Source organism: Salinibaculum salinum, assembly GCF_037645885.1.
GTDB classification, from domain to species: domain Archaea; phylum Halobacteriota; class Halobacteria; order Halobacteriales; family Haloarculaceae; genus Salinibaculum; species Salinibaculum salinum.
In genome coordinates, this window is sequence record NZ_JBBENW010000007.1 from 221,950 (window position 1) to 240,128 (window position 18,179).

The following is an 18,179-nucleotide window of genomic DNA, read 5'->3' on the forward strand; positions in this document are numbered from 1 at the left end:
ATGAGCCAACACGCACCCAAGGAAATCCAGAGCCTGAGTTTCGGGCTGATGGACCCCGAGGAGTACCGAAACATGAGCGCCACGAAGGTCATCACAGCCGACACCTACGACGACGACGGCTTCCCCATCGACATGGGACTGATGGACCCGCGTCTGGGCGTCATCGACCCCGGACTGGAGTGCAAGACCTGCGGGAAGCACTCCGGGTCGTGTAACGGTCACTTCGGGCACATCGAACTGGCCGCACCGGTCATCCACGTCGGCTTCAACAAGCTCATTCGCCGCCTGCTGCGCGGGACCTGTCGCGAGTGTTCGCGACTCACCCCCGTCGACGGCAGCAAGTACGCCGACCTCGAAGAGTCGAGCGCGGCCGCCGACGACCAGCTCGACGAGTTCCGCCGGAACCTCCGCGAGGCGCGCGACCTCAGCCAGGACCTCAGCGACGAACTCAAATCGGCGATGCGGACCTGTCGGCGCTCCTCGACGAACACGAACGAGGACCTCTGCCCCTACTGTGGGGCAGTTCAGTACGACGTCAAACACGAGAAGCCGACTACCTACTACGAGGTCCAGCAGGTCCTCTCCTCGGACTACCCCGAGCGCATCGCCAGCGCCATGGAACCGGACGACGAGGACGACGAGCGCATCACGCCGCAGGACCTCGCCGACCAGACGGGAATCGATCCCGGTCGCGTGCAGGAGATTCTCTCCGGTTCGTTCCGCCCGCGCGAGGACGACCGGAAGGCAATCGAGGACGCGCTCGGCGCGGACCTCACCGAAGAGGATATGAACAAGCTGATGCCCTCGGACATCCGCGACTGGTTCGAGGACATCCCGGACGAGGACCTGGACGCCATCGGTGTCAGCCCCGAGAAATCCCGACCGGAGTGGATGATTCTGACCGTGCTCCCGGTGCCGCCGGTGACCGCACGCCCCTCGATTACGCTGGACAACGGTCAGCGCAGCGAGGACGACCTCACCCACAAGCTGGTCGACATCATCCGCATCAACCAACGGTTCATGGAGAACCGCGAGGCGGGTGCCCCACAGCTCATCATCGAGGACCTCTGGGAACTGCTCCAGTACCACGTCACCACGTTCATGGACAACGAGATTTCGGGGACGCCGCCGGCCCGACACCGCTCGGGTCGCCCGCTCAAGACGCTCTCCCAGCGCCTGAAAGGCAAGGAAGGGCGCTTCCGTGGCTCCCTGTCCGGAAAGCGTGTGAACTTCTCCGCTCGGACCGTCATCAGTCCGGACCCGACCCTCTCGCTGAACGAGGTCGGGGTCCCGGACCGGGTCGCAAAGGAGATGACCCAGACGATGAACGTCAACGAGATGAATCTGGCCGAAGCGCGTCGCTACGTCCAGAACGGACCGGAGGGCCATCCGGGGGCGAACTACGTCCGCCGACCGGACGGACGCCGACTCAAGGTTACCGAGAAAAACTGCGAGGAACTCTCGGAGAAGGTCGAGGCGGGCTGGGAAGTCTCCCGGCACCTCATCGACGGCGACATCATCATCTTCAACCGGCAGCCGTCGCTACACCGGATGTCCATCATGGCCCACGAAGTGGTCGTGATGCCGTACAAGACGTTCCGTCTCAATACTGTGGTCTGCCCGCCGTACAACGCAGACTTCGACGGCGACGAGATGAACATGCACGCCCTCCAGAACGAGGAGGCCCGTGCGGAGGCGCGCGTCCTCATGCGCGTCCAAGAACAGATGCTCTCGCCGCGCTTCGGTGAGAACATCATCGGCGCAATTCAGGACCACATCACCGCGACCTACCTCCTGACGAACCAGAATCCGGAGTTCAACGAGACGCAGGCGCTCGACCTGTTGCGGACCACCCGCATCGACGAGCTGCCGGAACCGGACCGGACCGACGACAGCGGTACCGAGTACTGGACCGGCCGGACCCTCTTCTCGGAACTGCTCCCCGACGGACTGAATCTCGAATTCACCTCCTCGGCCGGCGACACCGTCGTCATCGAGGACGGCCAACACACGGCCGGCACCATCGACGAGGACGGGGTCGGTGCCTTCGGTGGTGAAATCGTTGACACCATCACGAAGCAGTACTCGCGAACCCGGGCGCGCATCTTCATCAACGAGGTGTCCAGCCTCGCCATCCGGACCATCATGCACTTCGGGTTCTCCATCAGTATCGACGACGAGTCGATTCCGCCGGCGGCCCAGGAGCAGGTCGACGAGGCGATCGACAGCGCCTACGACCGGGTGCAGGAACTCATCGACACCTACGATCGGGGCGAACTCGAATCGCTACCGGGTCGAACCGTCGACGAGACGCTGGAGATGAAGATTATGCAGGCACTCGGCAAGGCCCGTGACAGCGCGGGTGACATCGCCGAAGACCACTTCGCCGACGACAACCCGGCCGTCGTGATGGCCGAGTCCGGCGCGCGTGGGTCGATGCTGAACCTCACGCAGATGGCCGGCTGTGTCGGCCAGCAGGCAGTCCGTGGCGAGCGAATCAACCGCGGTTACGAGGACCGCACGCTCTCACACTTCGCGCCCAACGACCTCTCCGCGGAGGCACACGGCTTCGTGGAGCACTCCTACCGTGAGGGGCTCAATCCCAAGGAGTTCTTCTTCCACGCGATGGGTGGCCGCGAGGGGCTGGTGGACACGGCAGTCCGGACCTCCAAGTCCGGCTACCTCCAGCGACGTCTCATCAACGCACTCTCCGAACTGGAAACCCAGTACGACGGCACCGTCCGGGACACCTCGGACACCGTCGTTCAGTTCGAGTTCGGCGAGGACGGGACCTCCCCCGTGGAGGTGTCTAGTTCGGTGGACGAACCGGCTGTCGACGTCGAGGGTATCGCGGACCGCGTCCTCGACGAGGAGTTCGACAGTGCCCAGGCGAAAGAACAGTTCCTCGGCGACAAGGCCACGCCGACCAACCTGTCGGAGCACGCCGACGACTGGTGGATGGCCCAGAGTGACGACTAACCCATGACAGACTACGACGTATCCACCGACATCGAAGTCCTCGTGGAAGATACGGAGCTTCCGCGACGACTCAAAGACGAGGTGTACAGCACACTCGAAGACCGCGACGCGAGCCTCAACCAGGTCGAAGACATCGTCCAGGGCGTCGAGGCCGAGTATCTCGACACCCGCGTGGACCCGCTGGACCCGGTCGGGACCGTCTCGGCCCAGTCCATCGGCGAACCCGGAACGCAGATGACGATGAACACGTTCCACTACGCGGGCGTCGCAGAGATCGACGTGACGCAGGGCCTGCCGCGACTCATCGAACTCGTCGACGCCCGGAAGGAACCGGACACGCCGATGATGACGGTCCACCTCGAAGACGAGTTCGCCGAGAATCGCGAGCGCGCACACGAAGTCGTCTGGAACATCGAGGCGACGAAGATTCTTCAGCTCGGTGACGTTTCCACGAACGTTGCGGACATGCAGGTTCGCGTCTCGCTCAACGAGGACACGCTGCTCGAACGGTGGCCGACCGTCGACGACCCAATCGAGATCGCCGAGGAAATCGCCGACACCATCGAGTCGAAACTCGGCGTCGAGACGCGTCGGCAGGACCTCGTCATCGCCTTCGGTCCCGAGGAGCCGTCCTACCGCGACCTCCTCCAGCTGGTCGAGGACCTCTCGGACATCGTCTTCAAGGGTATCGAGGACATCTCACGCGTCGTCATTCGGAAAGAGGAGACCGACGAGGGCGAGGAGTTCGTCCTCTACACTGAGGGGTCGGACTTCGGGACCGTGCTGGGCATCGAGGGGGTCGACGCCTCCCGGACCAGCTGTAACAACATCCACGAGATTTATCGGAATCTCGGGGTCGAGGCGGCCCGCGAGGCAATCATCGAGGAGACGATGAACACGCTCGAAGAGCAGGGGCTCGACGACGTGAACATCCGTCACCTGATGCTGGTCTCGGACATCATGACCAACGAGGGGACCATCGAGTCCATCGGCCGCCACGGCATCTCGGGGTCGAAAGACTCCGTGCTCGCACGGGCAGCCTTCGAGGTGACGGTCAACCACCTGCTCGATGCGGCCGTCCACGGCGAGGTCGACGCGCTCGACGGCGTCACCGAGAACGTCATCGTCGGCAAGCCCATCAAACTGGGGACCGGCGACGTGAACCTGCGGATGAGTGCCCGCAGCTCCGAAAGCGCCGACTGAGATGACGGTTCGGCTCTCGGATGAGGCGTTGCAGCTGGTCTCCCTTTTCGAGGAGACGACCGACGCTACCGTCCGGGATTGTGTCATCGACGAGGAGTTCGACCGCGTCATCTTCCTCGTCAAACCCGGCGAGATGGGCCAGGCGATCGGTGCCGGCGGCGAGTACGTCACCGCCGTCGAGGAGGAGATCGGCAAGTCCATCAAACTCGTCGAGGATGCGGATACAGCCGCAGATTTCGTCGCGAACGCGTTGGCTCCGGCAGCCGTCTACAACGTCACGATCAGCGAGAACGACGACCGACTGGCCTACGTCGAGGTCGCTCAGGAAGACCGCGGTGTGGCAATCGGTTCTGACGGGAGAAATATTGAGGCCGCACGGACACTCGCAAAGCGTCACTACGACATCGACGGTATCGAACTGACCTGATACTGTCGGACGCAACTTCGCAACGATATTGGCCGCCCCGGGGTGGTGAAATTCTTGAAAGGTTTCGGTCCGATAGTATGTGGCAGTTCCTGCGTCTGTGGGTGTGTCACCCGTTCCCTCCTGGGATTGCAAAAGAGGAGTCTTAAGTACCTTCATCGGATATTCGCGTGTACTATGGCGAACGGCAAATACGCCGCGCGGAAGCTCAAGAAGGACCGCCAGTCTCACCGGTGGTCCGACTCCCAGTACGCGCGCCGCGAGCGGGGGCTTCGCGAGAAGTCGGACCCACTCGAGGGCGCGCCCCAGGGGCGTGGCATCGTTCTGGAGAAGGTCGGTATCGAAGCGAAACAGCCCAACTCTGCGATCCGGAAATGCGTCCGGGTCCAGCTCATCAAGAACGGGAAACAGGTGACTGCGTTCTGTCCCGGTGACGGCGCTATCTCCTTTATCGACGAACACGACGAAGTGACCATCGCCGGTATCGGCGGGGCGAAGGGTCGTGCGATGGGCGACCTTTCAGGCGTCAACTACAAGGTCGAGAAAGTCAACGGTGTCTCGATGATTGAACTGGTTCGAGGCAACGCGGAGAAACCGGTGCGATAATCATGAGTACGGACCAGCCAGACCCCGACGCTCCCGGTAACGAGGGCGAGGACGCGAACGCACAGCTCTTTGGCACGTGGTCGGTCGACGATATCGAGTACCGCGACCCCTCCACGGAACGGTACATCACTGTCACGCCGATCGCCCACACGATGGGCCGCCACGCGGACAAGCAGTTCAAGAAATCCGAAATCAGCATCGTCGAGCGGCTCATCAACCGCCTGATGCAGACCGACGAGAACACTGGCAAAAAGCAGATGGCGACCCAGATTACGCGGGACGCCTTCGAGCAGATTCACAGCCAGACCGACGAGAATCCGATTCAGATTCTCGTTCGTGCCGTCGAGAACAGCGCACCCCGCGAGGAGACCGTCCGCCTGAAGTACGGAGGTATTTCCGTTCCGAAGGCAGTCGACGTCTCCCCGCAGCGGCGTGTCGACCAGGCGCTGAAGTTCCTCGGTGAGGGCGTCCTGAACGACTCCTTCAAGACCGAAGCCGACGCCTCCGAGGCGCTCGCACGCCAGCTCATCGGCGCTGCCAACAACGACGTTGGTACCTACGCCGTCAACCAGAAAGAGGAAAAAGAGCGCGTCGCGGCCGCCGCGCGGTAAGCGTCTCTCGTCCGTTTTCTGCGATTTTCTCTTTCCGATCCACGACCAGCCATCGCTCTGCGTCCTGCCGTCGACAGCTGCCGGAACGTAAACCGGTATTTCTTTTGCGGTTGACGATACAGTCACGGGTATGTCTCAGGAACACGAATCGGTCGAACTCGTCCCGGACACGACGGTCTCACACGTCGCGGTCGCGGTGTTGCTGGCCGCGCTGACGGCCGTGCTGGCACAGATTTCAATCCCGCTGGGGAGCGTTCCGTTCTCCTTCCAGCCGTTCCCAGTCTTCTTCGCTGGTCTCCTGTTGGGGCCGCTCTGGGGTGGGTTCGCCGTTCTGCTGTACATCGTCGTCGGCCTCGCTGGTGCGCCGGTGTTCTCCGGCGGTGGGGCTGGCGTCGGGTACTTCCTCGGTCCGACCGGCGGGTTCCTCGTGGGATTCCTGCTGGCTGCGGTACTCATCGGCGCACTCGTCCACCGCTCGGTCGAACCGAAACCGTTCGGTGAAATCTCGCCCGTCGTCGCGGGCGTGGCGCTGTTGCTCTCGCTGGCTCCTATCTACGCCGTCGGCGTGCCGTGGCTGGCGGAAGTGAGCGGCATTTCGCTGTCGGCCGCAGCCAGCGCCATGTCGCTGTACGCCGTCGGTGACGTGCTGAAAGTGGTGTTGTCTGCTGGTATCGTGGTCGGCGGGAACGAGACACTGGCACAACTGAAGTGAACCGCCTGGCAACCCACTATCGATGATAGAGGTCCGGAATCTGGTTCACCGTTACGACGGAGACCTGGCCGTCGACGGCGTCTCACTGACAATCGAGGATGGTGAGTGGGTTCTCCTCGCCGGCGCAAACGGCAGCGGCAAGACATCGCTGGTGCGTCACTTCAACGCGCTGCTCGAACCCAACGAGGGCGAGGTGCTCGTCGACGACGAGTCTGCGACGGCCAATCCGGTCGCCGCGCGGACGGCCGTCGGGATGGTGTTTCAGACTCCCAGAGACCAGTTCGTCGCCGCCACTGTCGGTGCAGACGTGGCCTTCGGGCCGGAGAATCTCGGACTGGATCGCGAAGAAATCGACCGACGTGTTACCGAGTCGCTCGCGGCGGTCAACATGGCCGGTCGAGCGGACGACCGGCTGGATTCGCTATCGGGCGGCGAGCAGGCACGCGTCGCCATCGCGGGTGCGCTGGCGATGGAGCCGTCACATCTCGTCCTCGACGAACCCTTTGCCGGGCTGGACTGGCCGTCCAGGCAGGCGGTACTGGAACACCTCGACGACCTGCACGCCGACGGGACCGGTATTATTCTCGTCACGCACGACGTGCGCGACGTGCTCGCGCGGGCGGACCGCGTCGTCGGACTCCGTGATGGGTCGGTTGCCGTCGACGCCGACTCGGAATCGGCCCGCGAGCAACTCGCCGATATCGGCGTCCGTGTCCCGGAATGCTGACCTACACACCGGGCGAGACACTCGTCCACCGACTCGATCCGCGGGCGAAGATCGCGTTTCAGATCGGGTTTGCAATCGCTGCGCTCGCCGCGTCGTCGGCGCTGCAACTGCTGGCGGTGTTTATTATTGCGGTGGGGGGTCTGTCTGCTGCGCGACTCTCCCCGGTGCGAGCGCTGCGTGCCTACCGGCTCGTCCTGTTGTTTCTCGCAATTGGTCCGGTACTCGGCGGCCTCGCGCTCGGCCCACCCTTGTTTCGCGTCGACGGCGCGCTCACGTCACTTCGGAGCGTAATCCGTATCGTACCGGTGTTGCTGGTCAGCGCCGCGTTCGTCCACACGACGCCGGTTAGGGAGACGCGGGCGGCCATCCAGCACACGATTCCGGGGCGATTCGGACAGTTGCTCGGCGTCGGCGTCGCGCTGACGTTCCGATTTATTCCGGTCGTTCGCGCAGACGTGAGTCGGATTCGGGAGGCGATTGCCGCCCGTGGCGGGCAGCAGCGGTCGGCGCGCGACCGAACGACGCGTCTGGCGACGCTGTCGCTGGTTCGAGCAGTCGGGCGGGCAGACAGTCTCTCCGTGGCGCTCCGTGCGCGGTGTTTCGCGTACAATCCGACGCTTCCGGCGCTGCGCTTCTCGCGAGCCGACGCTCTCGTGGTCGGGGTTGCGGTGCTGTTGACCCTGTCGGCGCTGCTCTAGTCGGCCGCTGGTCCTTCGCCCCCCGCGTAGGCGCGTGTGACATCCACGAGCGCTTTCCGGTACTCGCTCTCGTCGGGATCGGTCGCGAGCGTTTTGAACCGGTGTTTGAACTGCGAGAGGCTAATCTCGGGGGCATCCGCGGCGGCCGCGTGTGCGAGGTCGTAGAGCCGGTGGCCGTCGTCGACGAGGCTGTGGCGCTCGACAAGCGCGAGCGCGAAGGCGGCGTTGACCGCGGTGATATCGGGGTCTGCGGCGGGCGTCATCCGCTGCCACGTGCTCGGCCCCGCTGGTCGGTCGGCGACGGCGGCGGCGAGACTCGCTTCCAGAAAGTCGACGAGTTTGTCCGCCGGAGCCAGTTCCAGCCACACGTCGTCGGCGTAGATATCTTTCATGTGGTTCGCAATCTGGTAGCAGTGGGTGAGTTTGCGCTGCTCGACGCTGCGGCCGGCCAGCGCGAGCAGAATGGCTTCTCTCGTCGACTGGGTGTGCGAGGGGTGCTCGCGCTCGTGGTGGTGCATGTGGGCGAACTCGTGGAGGGCGAGTTCGCGAGCCATCGCAGATGTCGCGGCCTGTTGGGAGATAGTCAGGCGGTGTCCCTCGTCACTGTGGCTGACGCGGGTTCGCTCGTCGGGATCTTCGAGAATTTGGACCTGAACTGGGCGCTTCAGGTCACACTCGGTTTCGAACAGGTCGCGCGCGCTGAGAAACGGTGCTGCCGGGCCTGGCCCATCGACGCCTACATCCATACACTATCATGTGGGTGATTCACACGTATTAGCATGTCGCCGACTGTGAGCGCTACTGTGGCTCGAAGCCGATTACCAACCCACAGTGAGAACACTGGTACACTTCGGCGACGTTATCGACCATTTCGTAGCTCTCGACATCCAGTTGCGGGACGGGGCTGACCGTGTGGATGTCGTCGTGGGTCAGTTCCATATCACAGTCCTCACAAAAGAACGGGTCGTCCATACGTGGCTATTACTGAGTATACAGAAAATAGTGTCGTCGGTATCTGTTCCGGATACACGAGGCTGCGTTTCGATATTTCGTCGGGTGTTTCGCGGTGGCAGACTGCGCCACCGCGAAACACTATCCTTTTGACCCTCCTGCCGGTAGGCTGGTGTAATAATGGGCCGACGAAAGAAAATCGTACAGGAATGTGAGACACTGATGGACAATCCGGAGCACATCCGGAACATCGCCATCGCTGCTCACGTTGACCACGGAAAGACGACACTCACAGACAACCTCCTCGCTGGGGCGGGGATGATTTCGGACGACACCGCCGGTGAACAGCTGGCGATGGACACCGAAGAAGACGAGCAAGAGCGTGGGATTACCATCGACGCGGCGAACGTCTCGATGACCCACGAGTACGAGGGCACGAACCACCTCATCAACCTCATCGACACGCCCGGCCACGTCGACTTCGGTGGCGACGTGACCCGTGCGATGCGTGCCGTCGACGGTGCGCTCGTCGTTGTCGACGCCGTCGAGGGCGCGATGCCACAGACCGAAACCGTCCTCCGACAGGCACTCCGTGAGGGTGTCAAGCCGACGCTGTTTATTAACAAGGTCGACCGCCTCATTTCGGAACTGCAGGAAGGTCCCGAAGAGATGCAGGAACGTCTCGTCTCGGTCATCCGCGACGTGAACGACCTCATCCGCGGCATGACCGAGGAGATGGACGACATCACCGAGGACTGGACGGTCTCCGTCGAAGAAGGTACCGTCGGATTCGGGTCTGCACTCTACAAGTGGGGTGTCTCGATGCCGTCGATGCAGCGCACCGGGATGGACTTCGGCGACATCATGGAACTGGAGCGCAACGACAATCGTCAGGAACTCCACGAGCGGACGCCCCTGTCGAACGTCGTGCTCGACATGGTCTGTGAGCACTTCCCGAACCCCATCGACGCCCAGCCCCGTCGTATCCCGCGTATCTGGCGTGGTGACTCCGAATCCGAGATTGCCGACACGATGCGGATGGTCAACGAGGATGGCGAAGTCGTCCTGATGGTCACCGACATCGGTATCGATCCCCACGCCGGCGAGATTGCTGCCGGCCGTGTCTTCTCCGGAACGCTCGAGAAAGGCCAGGAACTGTACGTCTCCGGCACTGCGGGCAAGAACCGCATCCAGAGCGTCGGCATCTATATGGGCGGCGAACGCGAGGAAGTCGACCGCGTCCCTGCCGGGAACATCGCCGCGGTCACCGGCCTCAACGACGCCATCGCTGGCTCGACGGTCTCCAGTGTCGAGATGACTCCCTTCGAGTCCATCGAGCACATCTCGGAGCCGGTCATCACGAAGTCCGTCGAGGCACAGAACATGGACGACCTGCCGAAGCTCATCGAGACGCTCCAGCAGGTCGCCAAGGAGGACCCCACCATCCAGATCGAGATCAACGAGGACACTGGCGAGCACCTCATCTCCGGGCAGGGTGAGCTCCACCTCGAAGTCATCACCCAGCGTATCGAGCGCAACCAGGGCATTCCAGTGACGACCGGTGAGCCGATTGTCGTCTTCCGCGAGGCTCCTCAGGAGTCCAGCCGCGAAGTCGAGGGTATCTCACCGAACCGCCACAACCGCTTCTACATCACCGTCGAACCCCTCGGCGAGGAACTCGTCGAGACGCTGAAGATGGGCGAGGCGACGATGGACATGCCGGAACTCGAACGCCGTGAGGCCCTGCAGGACGCCGGCCTCGACAAGGACACTTCCCAGGAAGTCGAGCACATCTTCGGCTCGAACATCATCATCGACGACACGAAGGGGATTCAGCACCTCAACGAGACGATGGAACTCGTGCTCGAAGGGTTCGAGGAAGCGCTCTCGGATGGCCCGCTCGCCGCAGAGCCGGTCACCGGGTCGCTCATCCGCCTGCACGACGCTCGCCTCCACGAGGACGCTATCCACCGCGGTCCGGCACAGGTCATCCCCGCTGTCCGTGAGTCGCTGCACAACGCGCTCATCGACGCGGAGATTCGCCTGCTCGAACCGATTCAGGAAGTCCGCATCGACGTGCCCAACGAGCACATGGGTGCGGCAAGCGGCGAAATCCAGGGCCGTCGTGGCCGCGTCGACGACATGTACCAGGAAGGCGACCTGATGGTCGTCGAGGGCGTCGCGCCCGTCGACGAGATGATCGGCTTCTCCAGCGACATTCGCTCGGCCACCGAGGGTCGTGCCTCCTGGAACACCGAGAACGCCGGGTTCCAGGTTATGGCTGACAACCTCCAGCGCGAGACCATCATGGAGATTCGCGAGCGGAAGGGCATGAAGCTCGAACTGCCGGAAGTCATCGACTACATCTAACGCGACCACTTTTTGTTTCGTCGGGTGTCGGGTGCGCCTTCGGCGCACACCGCACCCTCCTCACAAAAACTTGGGGAAAAAGGCTGCTCGCGCTCGGCTGAGCGCTCGCAGGTGCTATCCTAACTCCTCCGCAACCGCACAGCACAGCAACGGCAGCCCTGCCCTTCCCCGAATCGGCCGATAAAACGGCCTCCCGGCCACCGCAGTTCTGTTGTACAGCACCGCAACCAGACACACTGTTCCTCACTCCTTGACACGCGACCGAAACCTACAGAACCGAGCCACCGCTTTCCCCACCAGTGACACCGACTGTCGACGAACTCCGCAACGAGATTCGCGAGGCTGTAGACCGCTACGAGCGCATCGAGTCGACGGCCTTCACCAAGGAAGCACTCGCTGCCATCTGCGAGGCAGTCGAGTACGACATCGACACGAACCGACTCCCCTCGAAACCCCAGATGCGGGCCGGAATCCTCTGGAAACTCGGCGAAATTGGCGAGGACGACCCCGACCTGGCTGACACTCCCTTCCGGAAAGCACAGTTGCAGACCATCGCCGAGGAACTCCGCGACGAGTAGGCCAGGACGGCAGTTCGCCGCCCAGTCAATCCGTTCGCTTACCTATTGTCACGTCCAAACGCCGGTATGTCCCTCAAATACCAGATTGTCGATATCCTCATCGGCGGGTTGCTGGCTGGTCTCGCTACGTTCGTCCTCGGGGAAGTGGTCGCGCCGTATCTCGCCGTCGCGCTGGGCACGTTCTTCGCGGCGATGTTTTACTTCTCGCGCAATCCCTGGGGGAGTCCGAACGGCGACGAGTACAACGACGCAATCGACGACTTCTACGACCGATATCTGCCGTAGCTGGTGGCTACTCCGCATCGCAAACGGCGGGATTCTTATAGCCGGCCCACCGAGAGGCTGGCAATGAGCCTCCGTACTCGATTCGGCAGAGGTGGTAGCCGATGAGCGACTCGACGGAGGAGGTCCGGGCGTACACCGTCCGGCTGGAGCTGGTCGACCGTCCCGGGGAACTACTCCGGGCGCTCGAACCCATCGCCGCAAACGGCGGCAACCTCCTCTCGATTTTCCACGAGCGGGGCAACGTCACACCGCGTGGACACATCCCCGTCGAAGTCGACCTGGAGGCGACACCGAACCGGTTCGACGACATCGTCGACGCCGTCCGCGACGAGGGCATCAACGTCATCCAGGCCGGTGCCGAACGCTACGGCGAGGAACTGACTATCGTCCTCATCGGCCATCTCGTCGATACGAACCTCTCGGATACGCTGGACCGCGTCGAGGAGTCTTCGGGCGCGTCGGTTCGTGACCTCTCGCTGTCGGCACCCGAAGACAGCGAGGGCGAATCGAGCGCTCGTATCCGACTGGCCGCCCAGCGCGGCGAGACCGACGCTGCACTCGATATCGTCCGCGAGGTTGCTGCGGAGAAAGATCTGCAGGTTATCGAGCCGCTGACGGCAGGTGATGCGCCGTGAGACTTGCGGTAATGGGTGCCGGTGCCGTCGGCACCTCGGTCGTCGAACTCGCGAGCGAGTACGGTCACACCGTCACCGCGTTTGCAGATTCGCGAAGCGCCGTCGTCGATGCGGACGGCATCGATGCAGCGGCGGCCGTCGAACGCAAGGAGAACGAGGGGGTTGTCGGTGACGCAGACCCCGACAATGCGCTCGCCGCAGCGTACGACGTGCTCGTCGAGGTGACGCCGACGACGCTCGGTGACGCCCAGCCGGGCTTCGGTCACGTCGAACGGGCACTGGAACGGGACCATCACGTCGTGCTGGCGAACAAGGGACCGGTCGCCGAACGGTACGCCGACGTGCGCGCACTCGAACGCGAGAGCGAGGGGACGGTGTTGTTCGAAGCGACGGTCGGCGGCGCGATGCCGGTCTGTTCGACAATTGCGGACTTCGGTCCGGACCACATCACGGCTGCCCGCGGCGTCCTCAACGGGACGGCGAACTTCATTCTCTCCCGGATGGCCGCGGAAGGGCTGGGATACGAACACGTGCTCGCCGAAGCCCAGGACCTCGGTGTCGCCGAGGCAGACCCGACCTTCGACGTGGAGGGAACCGACGCGGCGCTGAAGTTCGTGATCCTCGCGAACGTCCTCGCGGGCGACGAGCGCGAGTACACGCTCGCGGACGCCACCGTCGAGGGAATCAAGGACGTGCCCGCGAGCGCGCTGGACCTAGCCCACGAAGACGGCCGCACTATCCGACTTATTGGTGAGGTCAGCAACGACGAGGTCCGCGTCGGGCCGCGTCTCGTGCCCGAGCACGGCGCGCTCGCGGTGACGGGGACCCGAAACATCGTTCAGATAGAGACGACCCACGCCGGCCGACTGAACGTCTCTGGACGCGGTGCGGGTGGGCCAGAGACCGCGACGGCAGTGCTGGCGGACGTAGACCGCCTCGCGGACTGACCGACGGCACTGTCGTGTGACGCAGTAGCAAATCACGGGACAGCGGCCGCCTCGCGGGCGCGGACTTTCGAAATGGTTTTATGAACCACCGCGTAAAGACTGCCACATAGCGCCTCTGCGCGTGAGATAACATGAGTGAGGACAAACCGCACCAGAACTTGGCCGTCATCGGCCACGTCGACCACGGGAAGAGTACGCTCGTCGGACGACTTCTGTACGAGACAGGTAACGTACCGGAGCACGTCATCGAGCAGCACAAAGAAGAAGCAGAAGAGAAGGGCAAGGGCGGCTTCGAGTTCGCCTACGTGATGGACAACCTCGCCGAAGAGCGAGAGCGTGGTGTCACCATCGACATCGCCCACCAGGAGTTCGACACGGACACCTACTACTTCACTATCGTCGACTGTCCGGGTCACCGCGACTTCGTCAAGAACATGATTACCGGCGCGAGCCAGGCCGACAACGCCGTGCTCGTCGTCGCGGCTGACGACGGTGTCCAGCCACAGACCCAGGAGCACGTCTTCCTGGCCCGTACGCTGGGCATCGACGAGCTGATTATCGCAGTCAACAAGATGGACCTCGTCGACTACGGCGAGGGTGCATACGAGGACACCAAGGACGAAGTCGGCGACCTCCTGAACCAGGTCCGCTTCGACACCGACTCCGTCAAGTACATCCCGGTCTCTGCGTTCGAAGGCGACAACGTCGCCGAAGAGAGCGAGAACACGCCGTGGTACGACGGCGAAATCCTGCTCGAGGCACTCAACAACCTGCCCGAAGCGGAACCGCCGACGGACGCACCGCTGCGCCTTCCGATTCAGGACGTCTACACGATTTCGGGCATCGGGACCGTCCCGGTCGGACGTGTCGAGACGGGTATCCTGAACACGGGCGACAACGTCAGCTTCCAGCCCTCGGACGTCGGTGGCGAGGTCAAGACCATCGAGATGCACCACGAAGAGGTGCCCCAGGCAGGACCCGGTGACAACGTCGGATTCAACGTCCGCGGTATCGGCAAGGACGACATCCGCCGCGGTGACGTCTGTGGTCCGGCCGACGACCCGCCGAGCGTCGCAGAGACGTTCCAGGCGCAGGTCGTCGTCATGCAGCACCCGAGCGTCATCACGGCCGGCTACACGCCGGTCTTCCACGCCCACACGGCACAGGTCGCCTGTACCATCGAGTCCATCGATAAGAAGCTGGACCCGTCCTCGGGCGAGGTCGCCGAGGAGAACCCGGACTTCATCCAGTCCGGCGACGCTGCGGTCGTCACCGTGCGCCCGCAGAAACCGCTCAGCATCGAGCCGTCCAGCGAGATTCCGGAACTGGGCTCCTTCGCCATCCGCGACATGGGTCAGACCATCGCAGCTGGCAAGGTGCTCTCGGTCAACGAGCGATAACCGATGCAACAGGCACGCGTCCGGCTGGCAGGTACCAGCCCCGACGACCTGGACAACATCTGCGCCGACGTGCGCGACATCGCGGACAAGACCGGCGTCAAGCTGTCGGGACCGGTCATGCTGCCGACCAAAACGCTCGAAGTCCCAACCCGCAAGTCCCCCGACGGTGAGGGGACCGCGACGTGGGAACACTGGGAGATGCGCGTCCACAAGCGCCTCATCGACATCGACGCCGACGAACGGGCGCTGCGCCAGCTGATGCGCATTCAAGTGCCCAACGACGTCAGCATCGAAATCGTCCTCGAAGACTAGGGCGACTCGCGTTCACGCTCGGTCACCGTACCGCGCGCAGGGGCTTTCGCCCCGCTTTGCGGGCTCGTAGATCAGTGGCAGATCGCTTCCTTCGCAAGGAAGAGGCCCCGGGTTCAAATCCCGGCGAGTCCATTCCTTCCGTCGCTCCGCTCCGTCAGTCACTCCCTCGCCGACCCTCGCAAACCTCCGGTTTGCTCGGTCCCGGCGAGTCCATATACGGCCTTTTCGCCTTCTCAAACTCTCTAACACTACTTTATGGCTCCCTTGATTGACTCGCTCGGAGTTCGTCATGATTCGTGTTGGAAATGCTGCTGGCTCGATTCGTATGGTACAGATAGCCAGACCGGGAGAAAATCAATCGCTCATTGAGTTTGCTGGACTGTCGTCACAAACAGTATACTATCGCAAAGTCGGTAGCCAGCATGGTGCATACCGTCGTCCTTTCCACTATACCGAACCAGAAACAACCACTCAGTGGCATGCGTAGTGAGCGACACTACAGTCGGACAGATTAGGGCAGTAATACGAAGACTGTCACCAGAAAAAGCACCGTCTTACTAATCGGGATTCGCTGGTGGAACAGAGTGGGAAGGGTAGCTAAGTGGTATAGCACCATGGACCAGCGTCGGTCCGTGTGGGCTCTCTTGGCCTCGTGGCGTTCAATTCCCACCCCTTCCGTACTCCGGCCAGTGCCAACAGTGTATCAAGCGTTCATTAAGCGTGCCAATAACCACCGTGGACAATATTCTTTACTGATAGACACTTCCTCTAACCATGGATTGGCTCACCGCGTATAACGGATTGCTCGTCCGTGTTGGTCTGTATCTCTTGATTTTCTGGCCAACAGTCGGATACTATATTTATCGGGACGCAACGAAGCGTAATCTATCGTCACCAAAAATCCAAGGAGTAGCATACGGGGTGTTGGGGATACTCGGTTTGGTGATTTACATATCTCAGAAAGCGAGGGTCGAGGCTAACTCTACGTGATTGCCGAAGAAGGATTCATCGCAGAATACGATGTCACGAGAGGAAACGATGAGTTCACGCGTCAGACGCGCTACAACCTCTCTGAGTTGGAGACTGCGACGGTTACGCGACCAACGTGGATGCTCGACGAGTAGCCATACTCGTCTGTCGGATTTGCCGTGTCGATAGTGAGCAAACACGCTGGTATCTGTGACGACCAACGTTCTGTGTGACAAGCAGAGGTACTGAGCGGACAGTCCTGAGGATGTCTTGACCACTCACCAAATCCACGTATTGAGCAGTTGTCCGAATCTGGACGGAGAATCAGACACCGCTCAGTACGCGTGCTTACTGACCACTGCAAATCCTCTCAGCAACGACGGGTGCGCTGAGATGGTCACTGAAAACACCACGCAGACAACCTGCTTCTCTTAGTCGTGCCATCGACGGTATAGGACGAATCCCCCGTAGACGAGAATGGTAACGGCGATCGACCACGGCAGCAAGTCTCCATTGATATTCTCCTCGTATGGTGCCGTAAGGAAGCTCGCTGCGACGATGACACTGCCGGACAGAAGTGCACTCGGGCCAGCAACCCATGGTGGCGTTTGACGCAGACTTATCAGCCCAAACAGCGCGACGCCACCGCCGATGCCAAGCACAACCAGCCAGATGAACATTGCAAGCCCGGACCCGATCCCCGTATTAGTCGTCTGCCGGACTTTCAACGAGTAATACGTGTCCTCAACGTGGATGTAGTAGGTGCCGTGGCCGAGCGATCCACCATCCCCCATCACGCGGAAGTGTTCACCGGAGGTATGGGCTGTGGCGGTGCCGGATTTAGTGTCGATGCCCCGCTGGAGAATTCGCTGTTCTCGGTCAGTCAGGTCCGAGAAATCGCAGACACCGACTGAATCACGAGTGTCCGGGACTGGTGTGACGGCGTCAGACTGAGCCACGGAGTCGTTGCCGCCAGCGGTGTCTCGGGTATCCGCTCCTGGTGTGGCGGTCCCAAATCGGTCTGCAACGTCATCGATGCCAGATTGACTCCCTGCAACGAGTGTGTAAGTACTTGACTTCGCACCTTATGCTGATGTAGCGCGTAGAGAGACGTGAAGATCGGATGCTCCCACTCACGTCGTTTCTATCTTGTACCGCTCCAATCGACGAGTTAGAGTGCTTTTCAACCCGGCAGAAGTACCATGCCAAGACCTACGTAACCGGTCTTGTTGCGGCCAGCAACAAGACCGTGGACGGTATCTCCACGCACGTACTTCCAGCCAAGAGCGAACGCGCTCTCAATAAGTTCCTCACCGAGTACGACTGGGATGAAGATCAACTGAACAAAGAGCGTCTGGAGCTTCTTCAGCAAGCCGACGATACTCGTTGGTCCAGTGAAGGTGTCGTCATCGTCGACGACACCTTCACGCACAAAACAGGCGAGAAAATCCCCAACGTGGGGAAATTCTACGACCACACTGTTCCCGGCTACATCTGGGGACAGAACCTCATCTACGCACTCTACGCCGACGAGAAAACCACCTATCCGCTTGGCTTCCGCCTCTACGAGAAAGACGCCAAACGACGTGTCGAACTCGCCATCGATCTTGTTGATGACCTCATCGAGATAGGTGTCCCGGCGGACACCTATCTCTTCGACATAAGCTATTGTTCCGAGGAGTTCGTGACTCACCTCGAAGGCTACGGCAAAGAGTGGGTTTCCGCCGTCAAGAGTGACGCGCGTGTCACGTATGGTGGTGAACGGATCCGTG

General features: G+C 61.9%; 20 protein-coding genes and 2 tRNA genes. 19 read left to right on the forward strand and 3 right to left on the reverse strand.

Features of this window, described 5'->3' with window-relative positions; genetic code table 11:
• From WDJ60_RS09600 to WDJ60_RS09635, 8 genes are all read left to right on the forward strand, one after another.
• Positions 1-2,979, forward strand: coding sequence for a DNA-directed RNA polymerase subunit A' (locus tag WDJ60_RS09600; protein ID WP_340100160.1), 2,979 nt, complete (start codon positions 1-3; stop codon positions 2,977-2,979).
• A gap of 3 nt (positions 2,980-2,982) precedes the next feature.
• Positions 2,983-4,182, forward strand: a complete 1,200-nt coding sequence (rpoA2, locus tag WDJ60_RS09605) for a DNA-directed RNA polymerase subunit A'' (RefSeq protein ID WP_340100162.1) — start codon at positions 2,983-2,985, stop codon at positions 4,180-4,182.
• A 1-nt stretch (position 4,183) separates the two neighbouring features.
• On the forward strand, positions 4,184-4,609 hold the full coding sequence (locus WDJ60_RS09610; protein WP_340100163.1) for a NusA-like transcription termination signal-binding factor: 426 nt from the start codon (positions 4,184-4,186) through the stop codon (positions 4,607-4,609).
• Between the two features lie 174 nt (positions 4,610-4,783).
• Positions 4,784-5,212 (forward strand): 30S ribosomal protein S12, encoded by a 429-nt coding sequence (locus tag WDJ60_RS09615; RefSeq protein ID WP_302082696.1) that lies wholly within the window; start codon positions 4,784-4,786, stop codon positions 5,210-5,212.
• Positions 5,212-5,823: a 30S ribosomal protein S7 gene (locus tag WDJ60_RS09620; protein WP_417750451.1), complete on the forward strand. Its 612-nt coding sequence runs from the start codon at positions 5,212-5,214 to the stop codon at positions 5,821-5,823. Before WDJ60_RS09615 ends, WDJ60_RS09620 begins: the two co-directional genes overlap by 1 nt.
• 130 nt (positions 5,824-5,953) lie before the next feature.
• Entirely contained in the window at positions 5,954-6,535 is a 582-nt protein-coding gene (locus WDJ60_RS09625; protein WP_340100165.1) for a biotin transporter BioY, read from the forward strand.
• 22 nt (positions 6,536-6,557) lie between these two features.
• Entirely contained in the window at positions 6,558-7,262 is a 705-nt protein-coding gene (locus WDJ60_RS09630) for an energy-coupling factor ABC transporter ATP-binding protein (protein WP_340100166.1), read from the forward strand.
• Entirely contained in the window at positions 7,256-7,960 is a 705-nt protein-coding gene (locus WDJ60_RS09635; protein ID WP_340100167.1) for an energy-coupling factor transporter transmembrane component T family protein, read from the forward strand. The genes WDJ60_RS09630 and WDJ60_RS09635 overlap by 7 nt, the downstream gene beginning before the upstream one ends.
• On the opposite strand, the gene WDJ60_RS09640 is transcribed toward WDJ60_RS09635, so the two are convergent.
• Together WDJ60_RS09640 and WDJ60_RS09645 are read right to left on the reverse strand one after the other, a co-directional pair.
• The gene (locus WDJ60_RS09640) at positions 7,957-8,706 is read right to left on the reverse strand and encodes a DUF5781 family protein (protein WP_340100168.1); all 750 of its coding nucleotides are present in this window, start codon (positions 8,704-8,706) and stop codon (positions 7,957-7,959) included. The two genes, WDJ60_RS09635 and WDJ60_RS09640, sit on opposite strands and share 4 nt — an antisense overlap.
• A 52-nt stretch (positions 8,707-8,758) precedes the next feature.
• Positions 8,759-8,932: a hypothetical protein gene (locus WDJ60_RS09645; protein WP_340100169.1), complete on the reverse strand. Its 174-nt coding sequence runs from the start codon at positions 8,930-8,932 to the stop codon at positions 8,759-8,761.
• Between the two features lie 159 nt (positions 8,933-9,091).
• On the opposite strand from WDJ60_RS09645, the gene WDJ60_RS09650 reads away from it, so the two are divergent.
• The 10 genes from WDJ60_RS09650 (at position 9,092) to WDJ60_RS09695 (ending at position 16,562) form a co-directional block, all read left to right on the forward strand.
• Positions 9,092-11,281 carry an elongation factor EF-2 gene (locus WDJ60_RS09650; RefSeq protein WP_340100170.1) on the forward strand — a complete coding sequence of 730 codons (2,190 nt, stop codon included), beginning with the start codon at positions 9,092-9,094 and terminating at the stop codon, positions 11,279-11,281.
• Positions 11,282-11,580: 299 nt separating this feature from the next.
• Positions 11,581-11,859, forward strand: coding sequence for a hypothetical protein (locus WDJ60_RS09655; protein WP_340100172.1), 279 nt, complete (start codon positions 11,581-11,583; stop codon positions 11,857-11,859).
• A gap of 66 nt (positions 11,860-11,925) precedes the next feature.
• On the forward strand, positions 11,926-12,144 hold the full coding sequence (locus WDJ60_RS09660; protein ID WP_340100173.1) for a hypothetical protein: 219 nt from the start codon (positions 11,926-11,928) through the stop codon (positions 12,142-12,144).
• A 101-nt stretch (positions 12,145-12,245) separates the two neighbouring features.
• Entirely contained in the window at positions 12,246-12,779 is a 534-nt protein-coding gene (locus tag WDJ60_RS09665; RefSeq protein WP_340100174.1) for an amino acid-binding protein, read from the forward strand.
• Positions 12,776-13,726, forward strand: coding sequence for a homoserine dehydrogenase (locus WDJ60_RS09670; protein WP_340100175.1), 951 nt, complete (start codon positions 12,776-12,778; stop codon positions 13,724-13,726). Before WDJ60_RS09665 ends, WDJ60_RS09670 begins: the two co-directional genes overlap by 4 nt.
• Positions 13,727-13,857: 131 nt before the next feature.
• Positions 13,858-15,126 carry a translation elongation factor EF-1 subunit alpha gene (tuf, locus tag WDJ60_RS09675; RefSeq protein ID WP_340100176.1) on the forward strand — a complete coding sequence of 423 codons (1,269 nt, stop codon included), beginning with the start codon at positions 13,858-13,860 and terminating at the stop codon, positions 15,124-15,126.
• Positions 15,127-15,129: 3 nt separating this feature from the next.
• The gene (gene rpsJ, locus WDJ60_RS09680) at positions 15,130-15,438 is read left to right on the forward strand and encodes a 30S ribosomal protein S10 (RefSeq protein WP_340100177.1); all 309 of its coding nucleotides are present in this window, start codon (positions 15,130-15,132) and stop codon (positions 15,436-15,438) included.
• 60 nt (positions 15,439-15,498) lie between these two features.
• A tRNA-Ala gene (locus WDJ60_RS09685) sits at positions 15,499-15,570 on the forward strand.
• Positions 15,571-16,025: 455 nt separating this feature from the next.
• Positions 16,026-16,116 (forward strand) — tRNA-OTHER (locus WDJ60_RS09690).
• Between the two features lie 308 nt (positions 16,117-16,424).
• Positions 16,425-16,562 carry a hypothetical protein gene (locus tag WDJ60_RS09695; RefSeq protein ID WP_340100178.1) on the forward strand — a complete coding sequence of 46 codons (138 nt, stop codon included), beginning with the start codon at positions 16,425-16,427 and terminating at the stop codon, positions 16,560-16,562.
• Between the two features lie 276 nt (positions 16,563-16,838).
• On the opposite strand, the gene WDJ60_RS09700 is transcribed toward WDJ60_RS09695, so the two are convergent.
• A complete protein-coding gene (locus WDJ60_RS09700) occupies positions 16,839-17,366 on the reverse strand; it encodes a DUF7979 domain-containing protein (RefSeq protein ID WP_340100179.1) in 528 nt (175 codons plus the stop codon).
• Between the two features lie 164 nt (positions 17,367-17,530).
• On the opposite strand from WDJ60_RS09700, the gene WDJ60_RS09705 reads away from it, so the two are divergent.
• A partial coding sequence (locus WDJ60_RS09705) for a transposase (protein WP_340100180.1) occupies positions 17,531-18,179 on the forward strand: 649 nt, incomplete at its 3' end.

What these genes read in the sequence shown, in the direction of transcription:
- WDJ60_RS09615 (WP_302082696.1), top strand. Translation starts at nt 4,784, where the DNA reads ATGGCGAACGGCAAATACGCCGCGCGGAAGCTCAAGAAGGACCGCCAG.
- WDJ60_RS09640 (WP_340100168.1), bottom strand. Translation starts at nt 8,706, where the DNA reads ATGGATGTAGGCGTCGATGGGCCAGGCCCGGCAGCACCGTTTCTCAGC.
- WDJ60_RS09625 (WP_340100165.1), top strand. Translation starts at nt 5,954, where the DNA reads ATGTCTCAGGAACACGAATCGGTCGAACTCGTCCCGGACACGACGGTC.
- WDJ60_RS09630 (WP_340100166.1), top strand. Translation starts at nt 6,558, where the DNA reads ATGATAGAGGTCCGGAATCTGGTTCACCGTTACGACGGAGACCTGGCC.
- WDJ60_RS09635 (WP_340100167.1), top strand. Translation starts at nt 7,256, where the DNA reads ATGCTGACCTACACACCGGGCGAGACACTCGTCCACCGACTCGATCCG.
- rpsJ (WP_340100177.1), top strand. Translation starts at nt 15,130, where the DNA reads ATGCAACAGGCACGCGTCCGGCTGGCAGGTACCAGCCCCGACGACCTG.
- WDJ60_RS09610 (WP_340100163.1), top strand. Translation starts at nt 4,184, where the DNA reads ATGACGGTTCGGCTCTCGGATGAGGCGTTGCAGCTGGTCTCCCTTTTC.
- WDJ60_RS09645 (WP_340100169.1), bottom strand. Translation starts at nt 8,932, where the DNA reads ATGGACGACCCGTTCTTTTGTGAGGACTGTGATATGGAACTGACCCAC.
- WDJ60_RS09665 (WP_340100174.1), top strand. Translation starts at nt 12,246, where the DNA reads ATGAGCGACTCGACGGAGGAGGTCCGGGCGTACACCGTCCGGCTGGAG.
- WDJ60_RS09650 (WP_340100170.1), top strand. Translation starts at nt 9,092, where the DNA reads ATGGGCCGACGAAAGAAAATCGTACAGGAATGTGAGACACTGATGGAC.
- rpoA2 (WP_340100162.1), top strand. Translation starts at nt 2,983, where the DNA reads ATGACAGACTACGACGTATCCACCGACATCGAAGTCCTCGTGGAAGAT.
- WDJ60_RS09600 (WP_340100160.1), top strand. Translation starts at nt 1, where the DNA reads ATGAGCCAACACGCACCCAAGGAAATCCAGAGCCTGAGTTTCGGGCTG.
- WDJ60_RS09660 (WP_340100173.1), top strand. Translation starts at nt 11,926, where the DNA reads ATGTCCCTCAAATACCAGATTGTCGATATCCTCATCGGCGGGTTGCTG.
- tuf (WP_340100176.1), top strand. Translation starts at nt 13,858, where the DNA reads ATGAGTGAGGACAAACCGCACCAGAACTTGGCCGTCATCGGCCACGTC.